At 37.9% G+C, this 16,969-nt stretch carries 7 protein-coding genes and 1 rRNA gene; 4 read left to right on the top strand and 4 right to left on the bottom strand.

Translation table 11 applies throughout. From position 1 onward, the window contains the following. The first annotated feature begins 527 nt into the window (after positions 1 to 527). The 3 genes from IQ236_RS17965 to lepA all read left to right on the top strand — a co-directional run bounded on the left by IQ236_RS17965 (position 528) and on the right by lepA (position 5,965). Positions 528 to 3,485: a PAS domain S-box protein gene (locus IQ236_RS17965; RefSeq protein ID WP_193870565.1), complete on the top strand. Its 2,958-nt coding sequence runs from the start codon at positions 528 to 530 to the stop codon at positions 3,483 to 3,485. Positions 3,486 to 3,708: 223 nt separating this feature from the next. After that, a complete protein-coding gene (locus IQ236_RS17960; RefSeq protein ID WP_072719847.1) occupies positions 3,709 to 4,032 on the top strand; it encodes a DUF1825 family protein in 324 nt (107 codons plus the stop codon). Between the two features lie 118 nt (positions 4,033 to 4,150). Further along, a complete protein-coding gene (lepA, locus tag IQ236_RS17955; protein WP_193870564.1) occupies positions 4,151 to 5,965 on the top strand; it encodes a translation elongation factor 4 in 1,815 nt (604 codons plus the stop codon). A 269-nt stretch (positions 5,966 to 6,234) separates the two neighbouring features. Here the strand turns inward: lepA and rrf are convergent. Continuing rightward, positions 6,235 to 6,351: ribosomal RNA gene (rrf, locus tag IQ236_RS17950) — 5S ribosomal RNA — on the bottom strand. A gap of 240 nt (positions 6,352 to 6,591) precedes the next feature. Here rrf and IQ236_RS17945 point away from each other — a divergent pair. Beyond that, positions 6,592 to 9,765: a valine--tRNA ligase gene (locus IQ236_RS17945; RefSeq protein WP_193870563.1), complete on the top strand. Its 3,174-nt coding sequence runs from the start codon at positions 6,592 to 6,594 to the stop codon at positions 9,763 to 9,765. Between the two features lie 286 nt (positions 9,766 to 10,051). On the opposite strand, the gene IQ236_RS17940 is transcribed toward IQ236_RS17945, so the two are convergent. From IQ236_RS17940 to IQ236_RS17930, 3 genes are all read right to left on the bottom strand, one after another. Then, positions 10,052 to 10,423, bottom strand: a complete 372-nt coding sequence (locus tag IQ236_RS17940) for a response regulator (RefSeq protein ID WP_193870562.1) — start codon at positions 10,421 to 10,423, stop codon at positions 10,052 to 10,054. A gap of 53 nt (positions 10,424 to 10,476) precedes the next feature. After that, entirely contained in the window at positions 10,477 to 16,008 is a 5,532-nt protein-coding gene (locus tag IQ236_RS17935; RefSeq protein ID WP_193870561.1) for a PAS domain S-box protein, read from the bottom strand. A gap of 178 nt (positions 16,009 to 16,186) precedes the next feature. After that, positions 16,187 to 16,735 (bottom strand): hypothetical protein, encoded by a 549-nt coding sequence (locus tag IQ236_RS17930; RefSeq protein WP_193870560.1) that lies wholly within the window; start codon positions 16,733 to 16,735, stop codon positions 16,187 to 16,189. Positions 16,736 to 16,969: the final 234 nt, after the last annotated feature.

Raw genomic sequence — 16,969 nt, 5'->3', positions numbered from 1 at the left:
AATGTTTGCTACAAATAATTGTCGGATTGCTAATCACTTTTTCTTACCCTAAGATTCCCTATTTTCTTTTCCCTTCTGTTCCCCATTCATAATTCATAATTCATAATTCATAATTCATAATTCATAATTCGTAATTCGTAATTCATAATTCGTAATTCATAATTCATAATTCGTAATTCGTAATTCGTAATTCATAATTCCTTATATTTTTGATTATTTTCGTCAAGCTGATGGCGCCATTAATCGTCTTGATAGTTGATCACCACTATTTCTGAACTACTCCAACAACCGCAGAATTGTCCCGAAGGAACTGCTACAACTCCATAGAAAAATTCCCTCTGGGACAGATGGGGAGAGGAAGCGTGATTTTATAAACACTTGCTCTCTTGCAGACGGTTTATTATGAGTTATGATGCCTTCAGCTTGGGGGTGCTATACCAAAAATGCCTGTGGAAAGACCCAGGATTCAGAATAAAGTCATCATCTTCCATCCACTGCTCTAACCGATCAGAATCATGAGATTTACTGTGTCAGCACCCCGTACTGTTCCCCAAAAATTACCTAAAGTGCGTTTGCGAACAACTCTAGTCGTTACCTTTGTCGTTCAAATTGTTGCGGCGGTTGGATTAGTTGGGTATCTTTCTTTTAGAAATGCTCAAAAAGCAGTCAATACCCTAGCGTCTCAACTGCGGAGCGAACTCAGTGCCCGAATTCAACAGGAACTCAAAAGCTATTTTGAGAACCCCTATCGATTAAATCAACTGAATAGTCGGGCGTTTCTGCGAGGGGAATTGAATGTTGCTAACGTCGAAACTGTCTTCCCCCTATTAGATCAATTAAAAATATCTCCCTTCCTCTATGGGATTTATTGTGGTACTTCTCAAGGAGAATTTTTAGGGGCGGTGCGAATTTTGGATGATAATTCTATTGGTTTGTGGACAGCAAACCCCTGGACAGGACAGCATTTATACCTCTACAATATTGATACTGAAGGACGACCAACGACCTTAAAGCGCGATAGTGGCACGATTTATGACCCCCGCCAACGCCCTTGGTATCAAAAAGCTCAACAAACAGGAAGTCCCGTCTGGACTGATATCTATTTAGCCTTCTCAACAGGATTACCCACGGTTACCGCCAGTCAACCGATTTATGATCCGACGACTGGAGATCTTCTAGGGGTTTGTGCGACGGATGTGCTACTTCCTGATGATTTCCGTAAATTCCTATCCAGTTTACCGATAGGAAAATCGGGAATTGCATTTGTCAGCGATCGTACGGGTCAGTTATTATCGAGTTCTACCAATGAACCCCTGAGCGTCGGGGAAGGAAAACAGGCGAAACTCCTTCCCGCCATAGACAGTCAAAATCCTTTAATTCGAGGCGCAACCCGACAACTGCTACATCAATATGGGAGTTTTGCCACCCTAGAACAATCTTTACAAACCGAATTTACCCTTCAAGGGGAACGTCAATTTGTTCAAGTTTTACCCTTTAAAGATGGTCGGGGATTAGATTGGTTAATTGTGGTTGTGATTCCAGAAAGGGATTTTATGGATGAAATTAATGCCAATAATCGCTTGACGATTTTGTTATGTTTCGTGGCATTAGCGATCGCTATTTTAGCTGGAATGATCACCTCTCGTTGGATTTCAGAACCGATTTTAAAATTAAGTAGCGCCTCGAAAGCTATTGCTCAAGGGGAATTAGATCAACATATTAAAGCCAAAGGAATCACGGAACTGGAAATTTTAGCGAGTTCGTTTAATACGATGACCTATCAACTGCAAGAATCCTTTGCTAAATTAGAAGCTAAAAATGCCGATTTGCAACAAGCAAAAGAAGCTTTATCGGCGGCTAAGGAACAGTTAGAAGCGGTATTAAATGCTGTACCGGGTTCAATTTCTTGGATGAGTTCTGAAGGAATTTATTTGGGGGTCAATCGAGATTTAGCGGATCGTTTAAGCTTGCAACCTGAAGAAATTATTGGTCGAGAAATTGGATTTTTTCAAAATAGTTCAGACTATGTTAAATTCCTGCGTCAGTTTCTCGCTAGTCCAGAACAGTCAGCGTCTCAAATTTTACCGATTATCTATAATGAGCAACGACATTATTATTTAATTGTAGTACAAAAATATCAACAGGGAGGTGCTATTGTTACGGTAGGAATTGATATTACAGAACGTCGTCAAGCCGAAGAAGCTTTGCGAATTGCAGAGGAAAACTATCGAAGTATTTATGAAAATGCGTTAGAAGGGATTTTTCAATATAGTCCTCAACATTCCTATATTAATGTTAATCCCTCAATGGCTCGGATTTATGGGTATGACTCTCCTCAATCTTTGATGGAAATTTTAAAGGATTCTAATTATCCGTTATATGTGCAACCAGAACGTCATATAGAATTTATTCATTTAATGCAGCAACAGGAAACAATTTCTAATTTTGAATTCCAAATTTATCGGGCTGATCAGCATAAAATTTGGATTTCTGCCAGTGCTAAACCTGTTTTTGATGGTGAAGGTAATTTACTTTATTATCAAGGATTTATTGCTGATATTACCCAACGAAAAAAAGCTGAGGTTGAACGTCAACAGTTTATTGAAGAACTATTTGAAGTTAATAGTAATTTAGAAATTGCCATGCAAACGCAATTAGAATTAACAGAAGCAGCCACTCGTTTTGTGCCTCAAGAATTTTTATCGCTCCTGGGTTATAACAGTATTGCAGAAGTGAAGTTAGGGGAAGGTGTACAACATGAAATGTCGATTTTGTTTTCTGATATTCGGGACTTTACCAGCATCAGTGAAAAGATGACCCCGGAAGATAATTTTCAATTCATTAATTCCTATCTTTCGCGGATGGAACCTGCGATTACTCAACATCAAGGGTTTATTGATAAATATATTGGCGATGCGATTATGGCTTTATTTAATGGCGGTGCAGATGATGCTATTCAAGCGGGAATTACTATGTTAAAGGCACTAGATGAATATAATTCTAAAAGAGGACAACCTCACCGCCCTAAAGTTTCGATTGGGATTGGAATTAATACTGGAATTCTGATGTTAGGAACGGTGGGGGGAGAAAATCGGATGGACAGTACGGTGATTAGTGATGCTGTGAATTTAGCCTCTCGGATTGAAGGGGTAACTAAATATTTTGGTGTTCCTTTATTAATTTCTGAACATACCTTAAAAGCCTTACAAAATCCCAGCCTTTATGCGATTCGGTTAATGGGTCGGATTAATGTTAAAGGCAAATCGGAAAAGGTGTCTGTTTTTGAAGTGTTTGATGCTGATTCACCTATAATTAAGGAGGGTAAATTAGCCACTAAAGTTATATTTGAAGAAGCGGTTTCTCTGCATACTCTCCAAAAGCATCAGGAAGCCATTAAGGCATTTGAAACCTGTTTAACCCTAAATCCCATTGATCGAGTCGCTAAATTATATTTAGAACATATCCACAATCAACTGGAAAAATAAGGAGCTATCAGTCCATCATACAGTACCCAGTAACAAACCCATTATTTTCTTCCCCCGCTCCCACTGTTCCCTGTTCCCCGTTCCCTGTTCCCTATTTAATCCGAAGTACGGAAATTGCGACTTGTAACAGTGTGAGTAACCCACTCCCCAGGGGTTAAAATATGAAAAAATCTATCTAATTCTCTTAAACTCAAACCCTATACCTAAAAAAATTCGAGAAACTATGGGATTCTTTGATTCAGACATCGTTCAACAAGAAGCTAAACAGCTATTTGAAGATTATCAATCCATGATCAAGCTTGGAAGTGACTATGGCAAGTTTGATCGCGAAGGCAAAAAACTCTATATTGAGCAGATGGAAGGGATTATGGATCGTTACCGCATTTTTATGAAGCGGTTTGAACTGTCCGAAGATTTTATGGCCCAGATGACCGTTGAACAGTTACGCACCCAACTTGGCCAGTTTGGGATTACCCCCGACCAAATGTTTGAACAAATGCACCTTACCCTAGAACGGATGAAGTCGGAATTAGAAAAACAGCCCTAATCCCCTCTGTTTCCTTAAAAAAATCGGTGTGTCCCTGGGTTTCTTTTGTTAAAATACTTGAAGCAGACCCTCGTTACTTTAACGGGAGTCTCCCTATTATGCTTTTGAATATCACTTTATGACAAACGTTCCAGTTTCTCGAATTCGTAACTTTTCTATTATTGCTCATATTGATCATGGCAAGTCTACCCTAGCAGATCGACTGTTGGAGGCGACGGGTGCGGTTCAAAAGCGGGAAATGAAGGAACAATTTCTCGACTCCATGGACTTAGAGCGAGAACGGGGAATTACGATAAAATTGCAAGCCGCCCGGATGAACTACAAAGCTGATGACGGCGAAGAGTATGTGTTAAATTTAATCGACACTCCCGGACACGTTGACTTTTCTTATGAAGTGTCTCGGTCTTTAGCCGCTTGTGAAGGGGCGTTATTAGTCGTTGATGCGTCCCAAGGGGTAGAAGCCCAAACCTTAGCGAATGTTTATCTGGCGTTAGAAAATAACTTAGAAATTATCCCGGTTTTAAATAAAATTGATTTACCCGGAGCCGAACCCGATCGAATTAAAAGTGAAATTGAAGAAATTATTGGCTTAGATTGTTCGGGGGCGGTGTTAGCTTCGGCTAAAGAAGGAGTGGGAATTCATGAAATTTTAGAATCAATTGTTCATTTAGTTCCACCTCCGCAAGATACTGTTAATCAGAAATTAAGAGCGTTAATTTTTGATAGTTATTATGATAGTTATAGAGGCGTGATTGTTTATTTCCGGGTGATGGATGGACGGGTGAAAAAAGGCGATCGTGTTCGCTTAATGGCATCAGGGAAAGAATATGAAATCGATGAAATTGGCGTATTATCTCCGACCCAAATTCCCGTTGATGAACTCCACGCTGGAGAAGTGGGCTATTTTTCCGCCGCCATTAAAGCTGTTGAAGATGCACGGGTTGGGGATACCATTACTTTAGCCAATAGCCAAGCTGAAGAAGCCCTTCCCGGTTATACCGAAGCAAAACCAATGGTGTTTTGTGGATTATTCCCTACAGATTCCGATGAATATCCGAACTTAAAAGAAGCCTTAGAAAAGCTGAAATTAAACGATGCGGCGTTATCCTATGAACCGGAAACTTCAAGTGCGATGGGGTTTGGTTTCCGGTGTGGATTTTTAGGATTATTGCACATGGAAATTGTGCAGGAACGGTTAGAACGAGAATATGATTTAGACTTAATTGTAACGTCTCCTTCGGTGGTTTATCAAGTTACCACCCAAAAAGGGGAAGTGATTATGGTGGATAACCCTAGTCATTTACCTGAACCCAACCACCGAGAAAAAATAGAAGAACCTTATGTGCGGGTGGAGATGATTACCCCAGAAGCTTATGTGGGGAGTTTAATGGAATTAGCCCAGGGTCGTCGGGGTGAATTTAAAGATATGCGTTATTTAGCTCAGGGACGCACCACGTTAGTTTATGAAGTGCCCTTAGCGGAAGTGGTAACGGACTTTTTTGATCAGATGAAATCTCGTTCTCGTGGCTATGCGAGTATGGAATATCATCTGATTGGATATCGAGAAAATGCTTTAGTTAAACTCGATATTATGATTAATAAAGATGCGATTGATTCTTTAGCCATGATTGTTCACCGAGATAAAGCTTATCATGTTGGGCGGGCTATGGTGGAAAAACTCAAAGAATTGATTCCCCGTCATCAATTTAAAGTTCCCATTCAAGCCACAATTGGATCTAAAGTTATCGCTAGTGAACATATTCCGGCGTTAAGAAAAGATGTGTTAGCTAAATGTTATGGGGGGGATATTAGCCGGAAGAAAAAACTTTTACAAAAGCAAGCCAAAGGTAAAAAACGGATGAAATCTTTGGGGTCTGTGGATGTTCCTCAAGAGGCATTTATGGCGGTATTACGGTTGAATCAAGAATCCTAAATTGTTGTAGAGATGCGCTTGTGGAACCTATAATCGGGTTTCCCAGGTGCTGCTCTACAAAAGTTCAGGGTATCAAAATCTATTCATACAAATTAATTAGAACTCTCTGTAAAGTAGAAACTATGAGTCTAGCAATTTACATGGATGAACACATCCATATTTACCTTTGTAGCTTACCTGTTATTAACCGAGTATAAAAAAATAATAAAAATCTGTGAATACAAAAACCCCCCTCCGATTTACCACTGGAAGGGGATTTTTGAGTATTAACCTGGCACCGAGCTATTTTTCCAGGCGGCTACCCGCCAAGTATCTTCGCCGTGTCAGCGTTTCACAGCCGAGTTCGAGATGGATCGGAGTGGTTCCACTGAGCCATAGGCACCAGGAAAGCTTTGTAAACTTTCACTGATTTTGAGGAGTTGCAGCCGTTTTTGTATTGTTTGCTTGCTCCTCACAATTTACTAATCTACTCGCTTTTTCTCGGAATGTCAACCCCTTTTTCAAAAAAAACTTGAAATTCCTCAAACCCAAGCGGTGCAGCGTTTCTAGCATCAGGGAGCAGTCCTCTAGCCGAAATGTGGCAAAATAAAAGGGATTGTCTAAAATTGTCCATCTTGTCGAAACCCATGACTGCAACGACCCCAAGCCAAGCCACAAAATACGAACCCTTCAGTACCGAAGCCAAATGGCAACAGTATTGGGAAGCTCATCAGGTGTTTAAAGCTGACCCCAACCAACCGGGAGAACCCTATTGCATTATGATTCCCCCGCCTAACGTGACGGGAAGTCTGCACATGGGTCATGCCTTTAATAACTCCCTGATTGATGCCTTGATTCGCTATCATCGCATGAAGGGTGACAACGCTTTGTATTTGCCGGGGATGGATCATGCCAGTATTGCAGTCCAAACAATTTTAGAACGACAACTCAAAGCTGAAGGCAAAACCCGCTATGATTTAGGACGAGAAAAATTTTTAGAACAAGCTTGGGAATGGAAGGAAAAATCGGGGGGAACCATTGTTAATCAGTTGCGACGGTTGGGGGTTTCTTGTGATTGGACAAGGGAACGATTTACCCTGGATGAAGGATTATCCAAAGCGGTCTTAGAAGCGTTTATTCAGTTATATGAAGATGGCTTAATTTATCGAGGGAAATATTTAGTCAATTGGTGTCCGGCGAGTCAATCAGCCGTATCGGATTTAGAAGTAGAAAATAAAGAAATTAATGGCAATTTGTGGCATTTTCGCTATCCTTTAAGCGATGGCAGTGGTTATGTGGAAGTAGCAACAACACGACCGGAAACCATGTTAGGGGATACGGCGGTTGCAGTTAATCCCAATGATATTCGTTATCAAGCTTTAATCGGAAAAACCCTAACTTTACCGATTATGAAACGGGAAATTCCGATTATTGCGGATGAATTTGTTGATCCGAGTTTTGGTACGGGTTGTGTGAAAGTGACTCCCGCCCATGATCCGAATGATTTTCAAATGGGTCATCGCCATAAACTCCCGATGATTAATATTATGAATCAGGATGGATCTCTGAATGAAAATGCAGGGCCATTCCAGGGACAGGATCGATTTGTGGCGCGAAAAAATGTGGTTCAACGTCTCAAAGATTTGGGATTTTTAGTTAAAGTTGAAGATTATAAACATACGGTTCCCTATAGCGATCGCGGTAAAGTTCCGGTTGAACCGCTATTATCAACTCAATGGTTTGTTAAAATTAGACCTTTGGCGGATAAAGCTTTAAATTGTTTAGATGATCATGATTCTCCGGCTTTTGTTCCTGAACGCTGGACGAAGGTTTATCGAGATTGGTTAGTTAAATTAGACGATTGGTGTATTTCTCGACAATTGTGGTGGGGTCATCAAATTCCAGCTTGGTATGCCATTAGTGAAACCGATGGCAAAATTACCGATGAAACACCGTTTATTGTAGCGAGAACTGAAGCGGAAGCCCAAGAAAAAGCAATTGCAAAATTTGGAGAAACCGTAATTTTAGAACAAGATCCTGATGTTTTGGATACTTGGTTTTCGTCCGGTTTATGGCCGTTTTCAACGTTAGGATGGCCGGAACAAACCTTAGATTTAAGCAAATATTATCCCACCGCGACCTTATCAACGGGATTTGATATTATCTTTTTCTGGGTTGCTCGGATGACGATGATGGGGGGATATTTTACCGGAAAAATGCCCTTTAAAACCGTTTATATTCACGGGTTAATTCGGGATGAAAACGGCAAAAAAATGTCAAAATCTGCCGGAAACGGGATTGATCCGTTATTATTGATTGATAAATACGGAACCGATGCTGTGCGGTTTACGTTAATGAAAGAAGTGATTGGTGCAGGGCAAGATATTCGTTTAGAATATAATCGAGAAACCGATGAATCAGCCTCCGTTGAAGCGTCTCGAAATTTTGCCAATAAACTGTGGAATGCGTCTCGGTTTGTAATGATGAACTTAGATGGGAAATCTCCGAAACAGTTAGGAGAACCCAATATTAATCAGTTAGAACTGAGTGATCAATGGATTTTGTCTCGTTTTAACCAAACCGTTAAACAAACCCGTAACCAGATGGAAAATTACGGCATTGGTGAAGCAGCAAAAGGCATTTATGAGTTTATTTGGGGAGATTTTTGTGATTGGTATATTGAATTAGTCAAACTTCGTTTACAAGGAGAAAATACCGAATCTCGTCACGTTGCTCAACAAACCTTAGCGTATGTCTTAGAAGGGATTTTAAAACTTCTCCATCCCTTTATGCCCCATATTACTGAGGAAATTTGGCATAGTTTAACGCAAACTGGGGAAGAAGATTGTTTAGCATTGCAAGCTTATCCGGTTGTTGTAGAAGAAAATATTTTAGAAGTGCAACGCTTAGGCAAATTTGTTAAAGATCCTGATTCAATTGTCGGTCAAGTTTTGAGTACCCTATTAGAATTACCTGACCTAATAGGAGATTTCGTTAAACAATATCAAAAACCGTTAATTTTGACAGGGTTATTTTTCGTTGCCTTTTTAACAGTTAAATGTTTTGTGGCGGCGTTGAATGCTATTAATGAAATCCCGTTACTACCCAATATTTTTGAATTGATTGGGATGGGATATTCTGGTTGGTTTGTGTATCGTTATTTGTTGAAGGCATCTCAACGAGAAGAACTGGGGAAAATTCTACAAGAGTTAAAAACGGAATTTATCGGCAGTGGAGAACCTGTCAAACCTGTTGATTTAAACTTACAAGTTCCTAACAGTTTTTCCTCTGTTTCTCAAGATTCTGCTTCGGAAATTACTACCATTCTTGACCCGAAATTGGAAGCAGATTTTGAGTTAATTATTGGGGCAATTCGTACTGTTAGAAATTTACGAGCGGAAGCGGATATTAAACCGAAAGTGAAAGTTAATGCTATTCTACAAACGGAAAGCCACAAAGAACAGGATATCTTGAAACAAGGGCAAACCTATATTCAAGAATTAGGCAAAGTTGAAACCTTAACCATTACAGAACAGTTAACCGGAAATGAAGGTCAAACTATTGCGGGAGTTGTGGGAACCGTGCAGGTGTTAATGCCTTTAGCTGGCGTGGTTGATGTAGCCGCTTTTCAAACCAAATTACAGAAAAAATTGGCTAAAGTTGAAAAGGAAATTCAAGGGTTTCAACGCAATTTGAATAACCCGAATTTCGTTAACCGTGCGGAACCGGAAGTAGTTGAAAATACTCGCAATAATTTAGCAGAAGCCGAAAAACAAGCGGAAATTCTGCGAGAACGGTTAAGTCAATTTTCTGAAGAGTAGGGAACAGGGAACCGGGAACCGGGAACCGGGAACAGACAATCAGCGATTTAGCTTTTAAAATCTCTGCTACAGATGTTTCCTAAACCCCGTGTAGAAACGTTACATAATACGGTGTAGAGACGTTGCATGCAACGTCTCTACACCATCACAAAAACGGATTATGATGAATCAAGATTTAGGATTGTTTTTGTTAGGAATTGCGGTACTAACCCTCTACTTAATTTTTTCAGCCTTAACGGAAATGGGCACCAAACTTCCCTGGAAAAAGTAAAACTATTTTCCTAGTCTAACAACTAGATTGTAATACTTGTTCAACAACATTAATCACATCTTGAGGTTTAAAGGGTTTAATTAAATAGCCCGAAGGATTGGTTTCTTTTGTGCGTTCAATGGTGGAGGTATCAGAATAAGCAGTAATATAAACGATGGGAATTTGGTGTTGTTCTCGAATGCGTTTTGCAGTTTCTACCCCATCTAATTCTCCTCGTAGGTGGATATCCATTAAAATTAAATCCGGGCAATTTTTTGATACCTGTTCTAACGCTTTTTCTCCTGAATTAATTCGGGCAATAACTGTATACCCTTGTTTTCTTAAACTCCGGGCAATACTTTCAGCGGCAATTAACTCGTCTTCAACAATTAAAATCGTGGCTGTCATCTGTTGATCAAAATCCTCTGAATGTTAATTGAACATTAAGCTAATATTATTTTTTAATTATAGCTTTGTTCTTGAAAAATCAACGTAAAACTTGTACCTTGGGTACAATCTAATTCAAGGGTTGCCTCTAATTGATCGGCTAAAATATTAACTAATCTTAATCCCAAAGAAGGGCTATCTTGCCAATCTACATCTTCTGGAATACCGATGCCATTATCACTTATTTTTAGATAAATTTGTTGTTCAGAATCCACCTTGAGTTTAATTTCAATTTCTCCAGTTGTTGAGTCAGGAAAAGCATATTTAAAGGCATTTGTCACTAACTCATTAATTAATAATCCACAGGGAATCGCCGTTTCTAAATTTAGAGTTAGGGGTTCAAAATCCAGACTAATATTGATTTTACAGTCTTTCGGTTGATAAGAAGAACTTAATTTTTCTACTAAATTTTGAATATAATTCGCAAAATTCACCTGGGATAAATTATCAGATTGATAAAGTTGTTCGTGAATTAATGCCATGGTTTGAATCCGATTTTGACTATCTGCAAATAAATTTCGTTGTTCTTCCTCTTCTAAGGTATCCGCTTGTAAATCTAATAAATTAGAAATCACATAGAGATTATTTTTAACGCGATGATGAATTTCTCGTAATAACACTTCTTTTTCTAACAGTGAAGCTTTAATTTTTTCTTCCACTTTTAAGCGTTCAGTTACATCTCGACAGACACAAATTAATAAATCATCATCGGTTACAGTCAGTGAGACTTCTTCAGCAAAGGTACTTCCATCTTTCCGTTTAGCTGTCGTTTGTCCTTGCCAATGACGTTGTTGAAATAAAGCCGGGAAAGTATGCTGTTCAAAATAACGAATTTGTTCCGGTTTATACAAACCTTCCCAACTGTTCCCTAGTAATTCTTCTGGATGGCTATACCCAAACATTTCAACATGAGCTTTATTCACATAAATGTAATGCCCATCTTTTAAAATGGCAATGCCATCAATGGCGGCTTCAATGGCGGCTAACTGTTGTTTTAAAACTTCTTGAGCTTTTTGAAGTTCTGTAATATCTGTATGAGCACCCACCATGCGGATCACATTTCCTTGGTCATCTTTTAGATGAATGGCTCTCGATAAAATATAGACGATGGAACCATTTTTATGATAAAAACGTTGAATGATCTGAAATCGATCTACTCGACCTTTGTTATAGTCTTCAATTAATTTAATGGCAGCAATTCTATCCTCTTCAAAAATAACTTTGTCCCAGGAGGACAGAGTATTCGGGAATTCATCATTATTATAGCCAATCATCTCTTTCCAACGGGGAGAAAAATAAACCTCATTCGTGATAAAATCCCAATCCCAAAAGCCATCTTGTGCGGCTTGAATCGCTAAGTGAAACCGTTCTTCCGCCACTTTTATTTCGGCAGCACTGCGTTTTCGTTCCGTTAAATCTTGAGCAATTCCTAAGAATCCAGTAATATTTCCCATCGGATCTCGCAAGGAACAAACCGAGAGTAAAACCGGAAATTTTGAGCCATTTTTATGAACCATGAGCCATTCTCGTTCTTCAATCTGTCCCAGACGGGCTTTCGCAACAAGAACTTCAAAACCCGGTTCAAGTTGAGTTCCTAATTCTAAAGATAAACTATAGGAACGTTCTAATATTTCTTGAGGATCATGAATCATCGCAGGAGTTGTTTTACCAATCATTTCTTCAGCTTGATAACCCAATAAATTCTCTGATCCTTGGTTCCAAACTTGAATGATTCCATTCCTATCTGTAGAAATAATCGCGTAATTTGTCCCATCTAAAATGGCTTGTTGGAGTTGATTTAATTCTAAGAGTTTGGCTTCTGCTAATTTGCGATCGCTAATATCACTTTCAGAACCTGCCATGCGAATCACTTGACCGTTTTCATCCCAGAGTGCTTGACCCCGATCTAAAATCCATTTATAGGAATTATCTTTACATTTTACCCGATATTCAGCCATAAAAAATGGCGTTTTTCTTTGAAAGTGATCCTGAATTCCTTGCCAAACCCTCTCAGCATCATGGGGATGAATTCGAGATATCCATTCTTCTAAGTCATGACTAATTTCATCTTCATCAAACCCGCGCATTTCTTTCCACCGAGGGGAAAAGAAAACTTCATTCGTTGGGACATTCCAATCCCAAATTCCATCTTTACTTCCATGAACAGCTAATTGCCAACGTTCCTCACTGATTTGTAAAGCTTTTTCTGCCAATTTCCGTTCGGTTATATCTAACATAATCGATAAATATTGGAAGGGTTTACCTTGATCATCTACAAACGGAACAATGGTGGTATCAACCCAATAGTAATCTCCATTTTTGGCTTGATTTCTAATTTCTCCTCGCCATACTTTTCCTTGACTAATGATAGACCAAAGCTGTTTAAAGAAGCTCCGAGGATGATAATCTGAATTAATTAAACTAAAGGTTTGCCCCACTGCTTCTTCGTATGAATATTGATAAGTCTGAGAAAATTTATAATTAAAATAGTTAATCACCCCATTGCGATCTGCTATAGCTACAATAGCCATTTCATCAAGGGCGATTTTATGATAGGTTAATTCTTGCAGGACAGTTTTGAGTTTGTTCTCGGCTTGTTTCTTAGCCGTAACATCCCGCAAGAAAGCTCGAATAACTATTGGTTTCCCCTCTTCAAAACGACAGTTCGCACTGCCTTCTAAAATTACAGTTTCTCCGGTTTTGCTAATATATTTTGTTTCAATACAATCATATTTAATTAGCTGTCCGGTTCTCAACTGTTCAAACACTTGATCACAGATAACACTATGATCGTGATCAAGTACATCAAAAATGGATAACTTTTTAATCTCTTCATCGCTATATTTTAAGGTTTCTTTCCAAGCTCGGTTTACATAAATCAAACGTCCATCTTCAGGAGAAATGAGTTGAATTAAATCATTGGCATTTTCAAATAAATCCTTTAACTGTTCTTGACTTTCTCTTAAATCCATTAATAATTGAGCTTGGGCGATCGCAATTCCTACTTGCTCGGAAATTTGCTGCATAATCTCAATTTCAAATTCTGTCCACTGATGGAGTTGATAACATTGATGCGCCACCATTAAGCCCCAAAGTATACCGTTTTGGAAAATCGGAACAATTAATTTAGATTTAACCTGTAATTGCTGCATTAACTCTCTCATACATAAAGTTTCTAGCTTATCTAAAGGATAAGCATCTTCGATATTATCAATCGCTTTAACTTTTTTGGGTTCATAAAACTGTATACAAGAATTAGAAAAAATGTTTTCATTGAAAATGTGATTCAGAAGCGATAATTCTGGATTAATAACTGATTCTGTAATAATTTGTTGTTTTCCTTTCGGGAAAATTCGATAGATTAAAACGCGATCACAATCTAAAATATGACGAATTTCGGTTACAGTGGTTTGCAATATTTTTTCGAGTTGTAAAGATTTACGAATATTCAGAGTAATATCCGTAAATAATTCAACCTTAATATTTTGACGATGTAATTTTTTTTCGGTGCGACGATGTTCTTGAATTTCAGTTAAAAGTTGTTGATTCGTTTGGCTTAAGACGATGGTTCGTTCTCGCACTCTTCGCTCTAATTCGCTATTCAATTTGATTAAAGCATCTTCTGCTTTACAGCGTTCTTTTAACTCATGTTGAATTTGTTGATAAAGTTGAGACTGTTGAATGGCAATAGAAATAGAAACAGCCAGTTGATCTAATAAGTGTAACTCATCCGAACTCCACTGACGGGGTGCAGTACAGTGATGAGCAATTAATAATCCCCATAACTGATGAGCAGAGGCAGGATCGTTAATGACAATGGGAACGACTAAATTAGCTTTTACATTAAAATCAGATAGTAACTTGTAATAACAAGGTAAAATATCTGCGGTTTCAACATTATTAATAGCAGTTTTTTTTCCTTGCAAATAATGTTCAGCACCGCCCATTTTAAAACAAGTATCTTCTAAATAAATTCCCAGAATACTATTTCCTTGAACAGTAACAGATTCTGCAACAATTTGACCATTAAATTCAGCATCGAATTTATACACTAAAACTCGATCACAGTCTAAGAGTTGTCTAATTTCCGTCACCGTTGTGTTTAGAATTTCCTTTAAAGATAAAGACTGACGAATATTAATCGTTACTTTGTATAATATTTTTTCGAGTTCGAGTTGTTGATACAGTTTTTTTTCTGCCTGTTTTTGCAGCGTAATATCCCTAGCAATTCCTAAAAAAGAAATTAAAGTACCATCGGGGGAATATTCTGGAACCAGTCGAGTTTGATACCAAATAGAACTGTTGATAGTCGGATAGGGATAGTCAACTGTTTGTTCTTGTTTCGTTTCAATTGCCTTTTGAAGACAGTTTTTCCAAATATTGATTACGTCTTGATCAATCCCAATTTCTTCTGGATATTTACCGATTAAATCTTGAGCCGTAACTCCTACCAATTTTTCAACAGCATGATTAAAATAGAGATATTTTAAATCTAAATCAATTCTAAAAATAATATCGGGAGCCGTTTCAACTATGAGTTGAAATTCCTGTTCTCGATAATAGAGTTTTTTCGTCTGTTCTTGTACTGTTTGTTGGAGGTTTAAATTCTGAGTTTCTAACAGTTGTATTTTTTCATGTTGTAACTGTTTAACCTGTGTTTCTAATAATTCAATAACATTATAAACTTCTAAAGGCTCTAATATCTGTAAAATATTAGTGCGTGTTATTAGTCCTAATAATTCTCCCTGGTTTCCCGTAATGATTAAACGACCTACCCGATAGAATTCCATCATTTGATGAGCAACCGATAAATTATTATCAGGATTTAGTGTTAAAATAGGGGAACTCATAGCCGCTACGGCTAGGGTATGATTTAAATCTAACCCCAACCTTTGAAATTGAACTAAATCTCGTTCTGTAATAATTCCTATGGGATATTTTGGATCATCTTGAGTCACAATTACCACACAACTAATGTGATGATTTGCCATCAGTTGTGCTATTTTTAATAAAGACGTTTGAGCCGTTGCAAAAATTACCTGATGATTCATCACTTCAGAAATAGTTCTGAACCGCAATAAATCCTCTGGTTGTAAACATCCCCGAATCGTATCATAGGTAATTAATCCAATCAGATTTCCTTGATTAACGATGGGTAAATGACGAATCGAATGCTCTTTAAATAGATTGATAGCTGCAAAAATATCCTGTTTTTCTTCATATTGAAGGGTGACAACAGGTTGACTCATCACCTGCTTGACTTTAATCTTTTCTGTATGTTTTTCCTTGGCAACCCATTGAATAATATTTCGTTCTGTTACAATGCCAATGGGTTGATTATTCTCTACAATAATAACACAACTCCCTCGGCCTTCTTGTTTTGCCGTTTCCAAGGGGTTAGATTCTGATGAATGCAGATAACAACTTCCTCTGGAGTTGATAATTAATCCGATTACCTCGTCTAAGGGAGTATCGGGTGCGGCTTGTAGGGGATTTGGAATAATGGCAGCTTCTAAATTATCTAACCAAGCAAGTGTTAGGGCCATAGACCATTGAGATGTAGTTAGAGGTATAAATTCATTGTATCTTTTAGGAAGGGACGTTGTAAAAATGTCGCTTAACATCGAAGGATCAAAAGAAACAAGACTCTTCTATAATGGCGTGATTTTTTTTTGATTTCCATTGTATTTTTACTGAATTTAGATACAGTATAACTCCGTATTTTTACGGAGTTATTTTTTGATTTAGGTTTAAAGTTCGGCTTTTAAAAAATAAATTAAATAATTTACCTTTCCCTAAAATTTCATCTAATTCTCGTGTTATAAAAAAAGGAATAAAAACCAGAAACAAGCAGAAAATTTGATAAATGATATCGATTTGAAAAAAATGATTTTTCAATCCTATTAAATTTTCAGCGATAGATTCTTTTTGAAACAAACCGACAATAAAATGTTCTGCAATATTAAAAAGTAAAACAATAATTGTAAATAAAATTGACTTATAACCCACTGAAATAATCAGAGGTTTATCTCCATAGCGTTCTACCAGGGGCAGTTTTTCAGATAAAACAATCACTTTTCCGATAATTAAAGCTCCAATAATCGCAACCCCATAGTTAAAAGCGTCAATCCCATGTTTTAATAACGCCAGAGAATTCAAAGTGATTAAAACACTAAAGGATAACGCTAAATACAAATTAACAATTGCTAAACTAATAAACTCATCAATTAAGGCTGATTTCCGAGTTTTTTTAGGTGCTGTTTTGTTAGTCATAGATTAATTAAAGTTGAGGGTTGATCTTTTTCTATTGTCTACTGATAACTGATGATGGGCGGGATAACCTGGTGATGGGTAGAATAACCCGATGATGGGCGGGATAACCCATTGGTGTCAACTTAAGGAGCGATCGCCCCAAACCTGCTGTGTAAGAGCATCGAGAACTCGATGTCGTTTTCGGGTGGATTTGACCAAGCCAAATAACTTCTGATGTGAGGTTAAATAACTAAT

Source organism: Planktothrix mougeotii LEGE 06226 (assembly GCF_015207485.1).
Classification (GTDB): domain Bacteria; phylum Cyanobacteriota; class Cyanobacteriia; order Cyanobacteriales; family Microcoleaceae; genus Planktothrix.
Note: the sequence above shows the minus strand (reverse complement) of the source record. Positions and strands in the feature narration are given on the sequence as shown.

What these genes read in the sequence shown, in the direction of transcription:
- IQ236_RS17960 (WP_072719847.1), top strand. Translation starts at nt 3,709, where the DNA reads ATGGGATTCTTTGATTCAGACATCGTTCAACAAGAAGCTAAACAGCTA.
- lepA (WP_193870564.1), top strand. Translation starts at nt 4,151, where the DNA reads ATGACAAACGTTCCAGTTTCTCGAATTCGTAACTTTTCTATTATTGCT.
- IQ236_RS17945 (WP_193870563.1), top strand. Translation starts at nt 6,592, where the DNA reads ATGACTGCAACGACCCCAAGCCAAGCCACAAAATACGAACCCTTCAGT.
- IQ236_RS17940 (WP_193870562.1), bottom strand. Translation starts at nt 10,423, where the DNA reads ATGACAGCCACGATTTTAATTGTTGAAGACGAGTTAATTGCCGCTGAA.
- IQ236_RS17935 (WP_193870561.1), bottom strand. Translation starts at nt 16,008, where the DNA reads ATGGCCCTAACACTTGCTTGGTTAGATAATTTAGAAGCTGCCATTATT.
- IQ236_RS17930 (WP_193870560.1), bottom strand. Translation starts at nt 16,735, where the DNA reads ATGACTAACAAAACAGCACCTAAAAAAACTCGGAAATCAGCCTTAATT.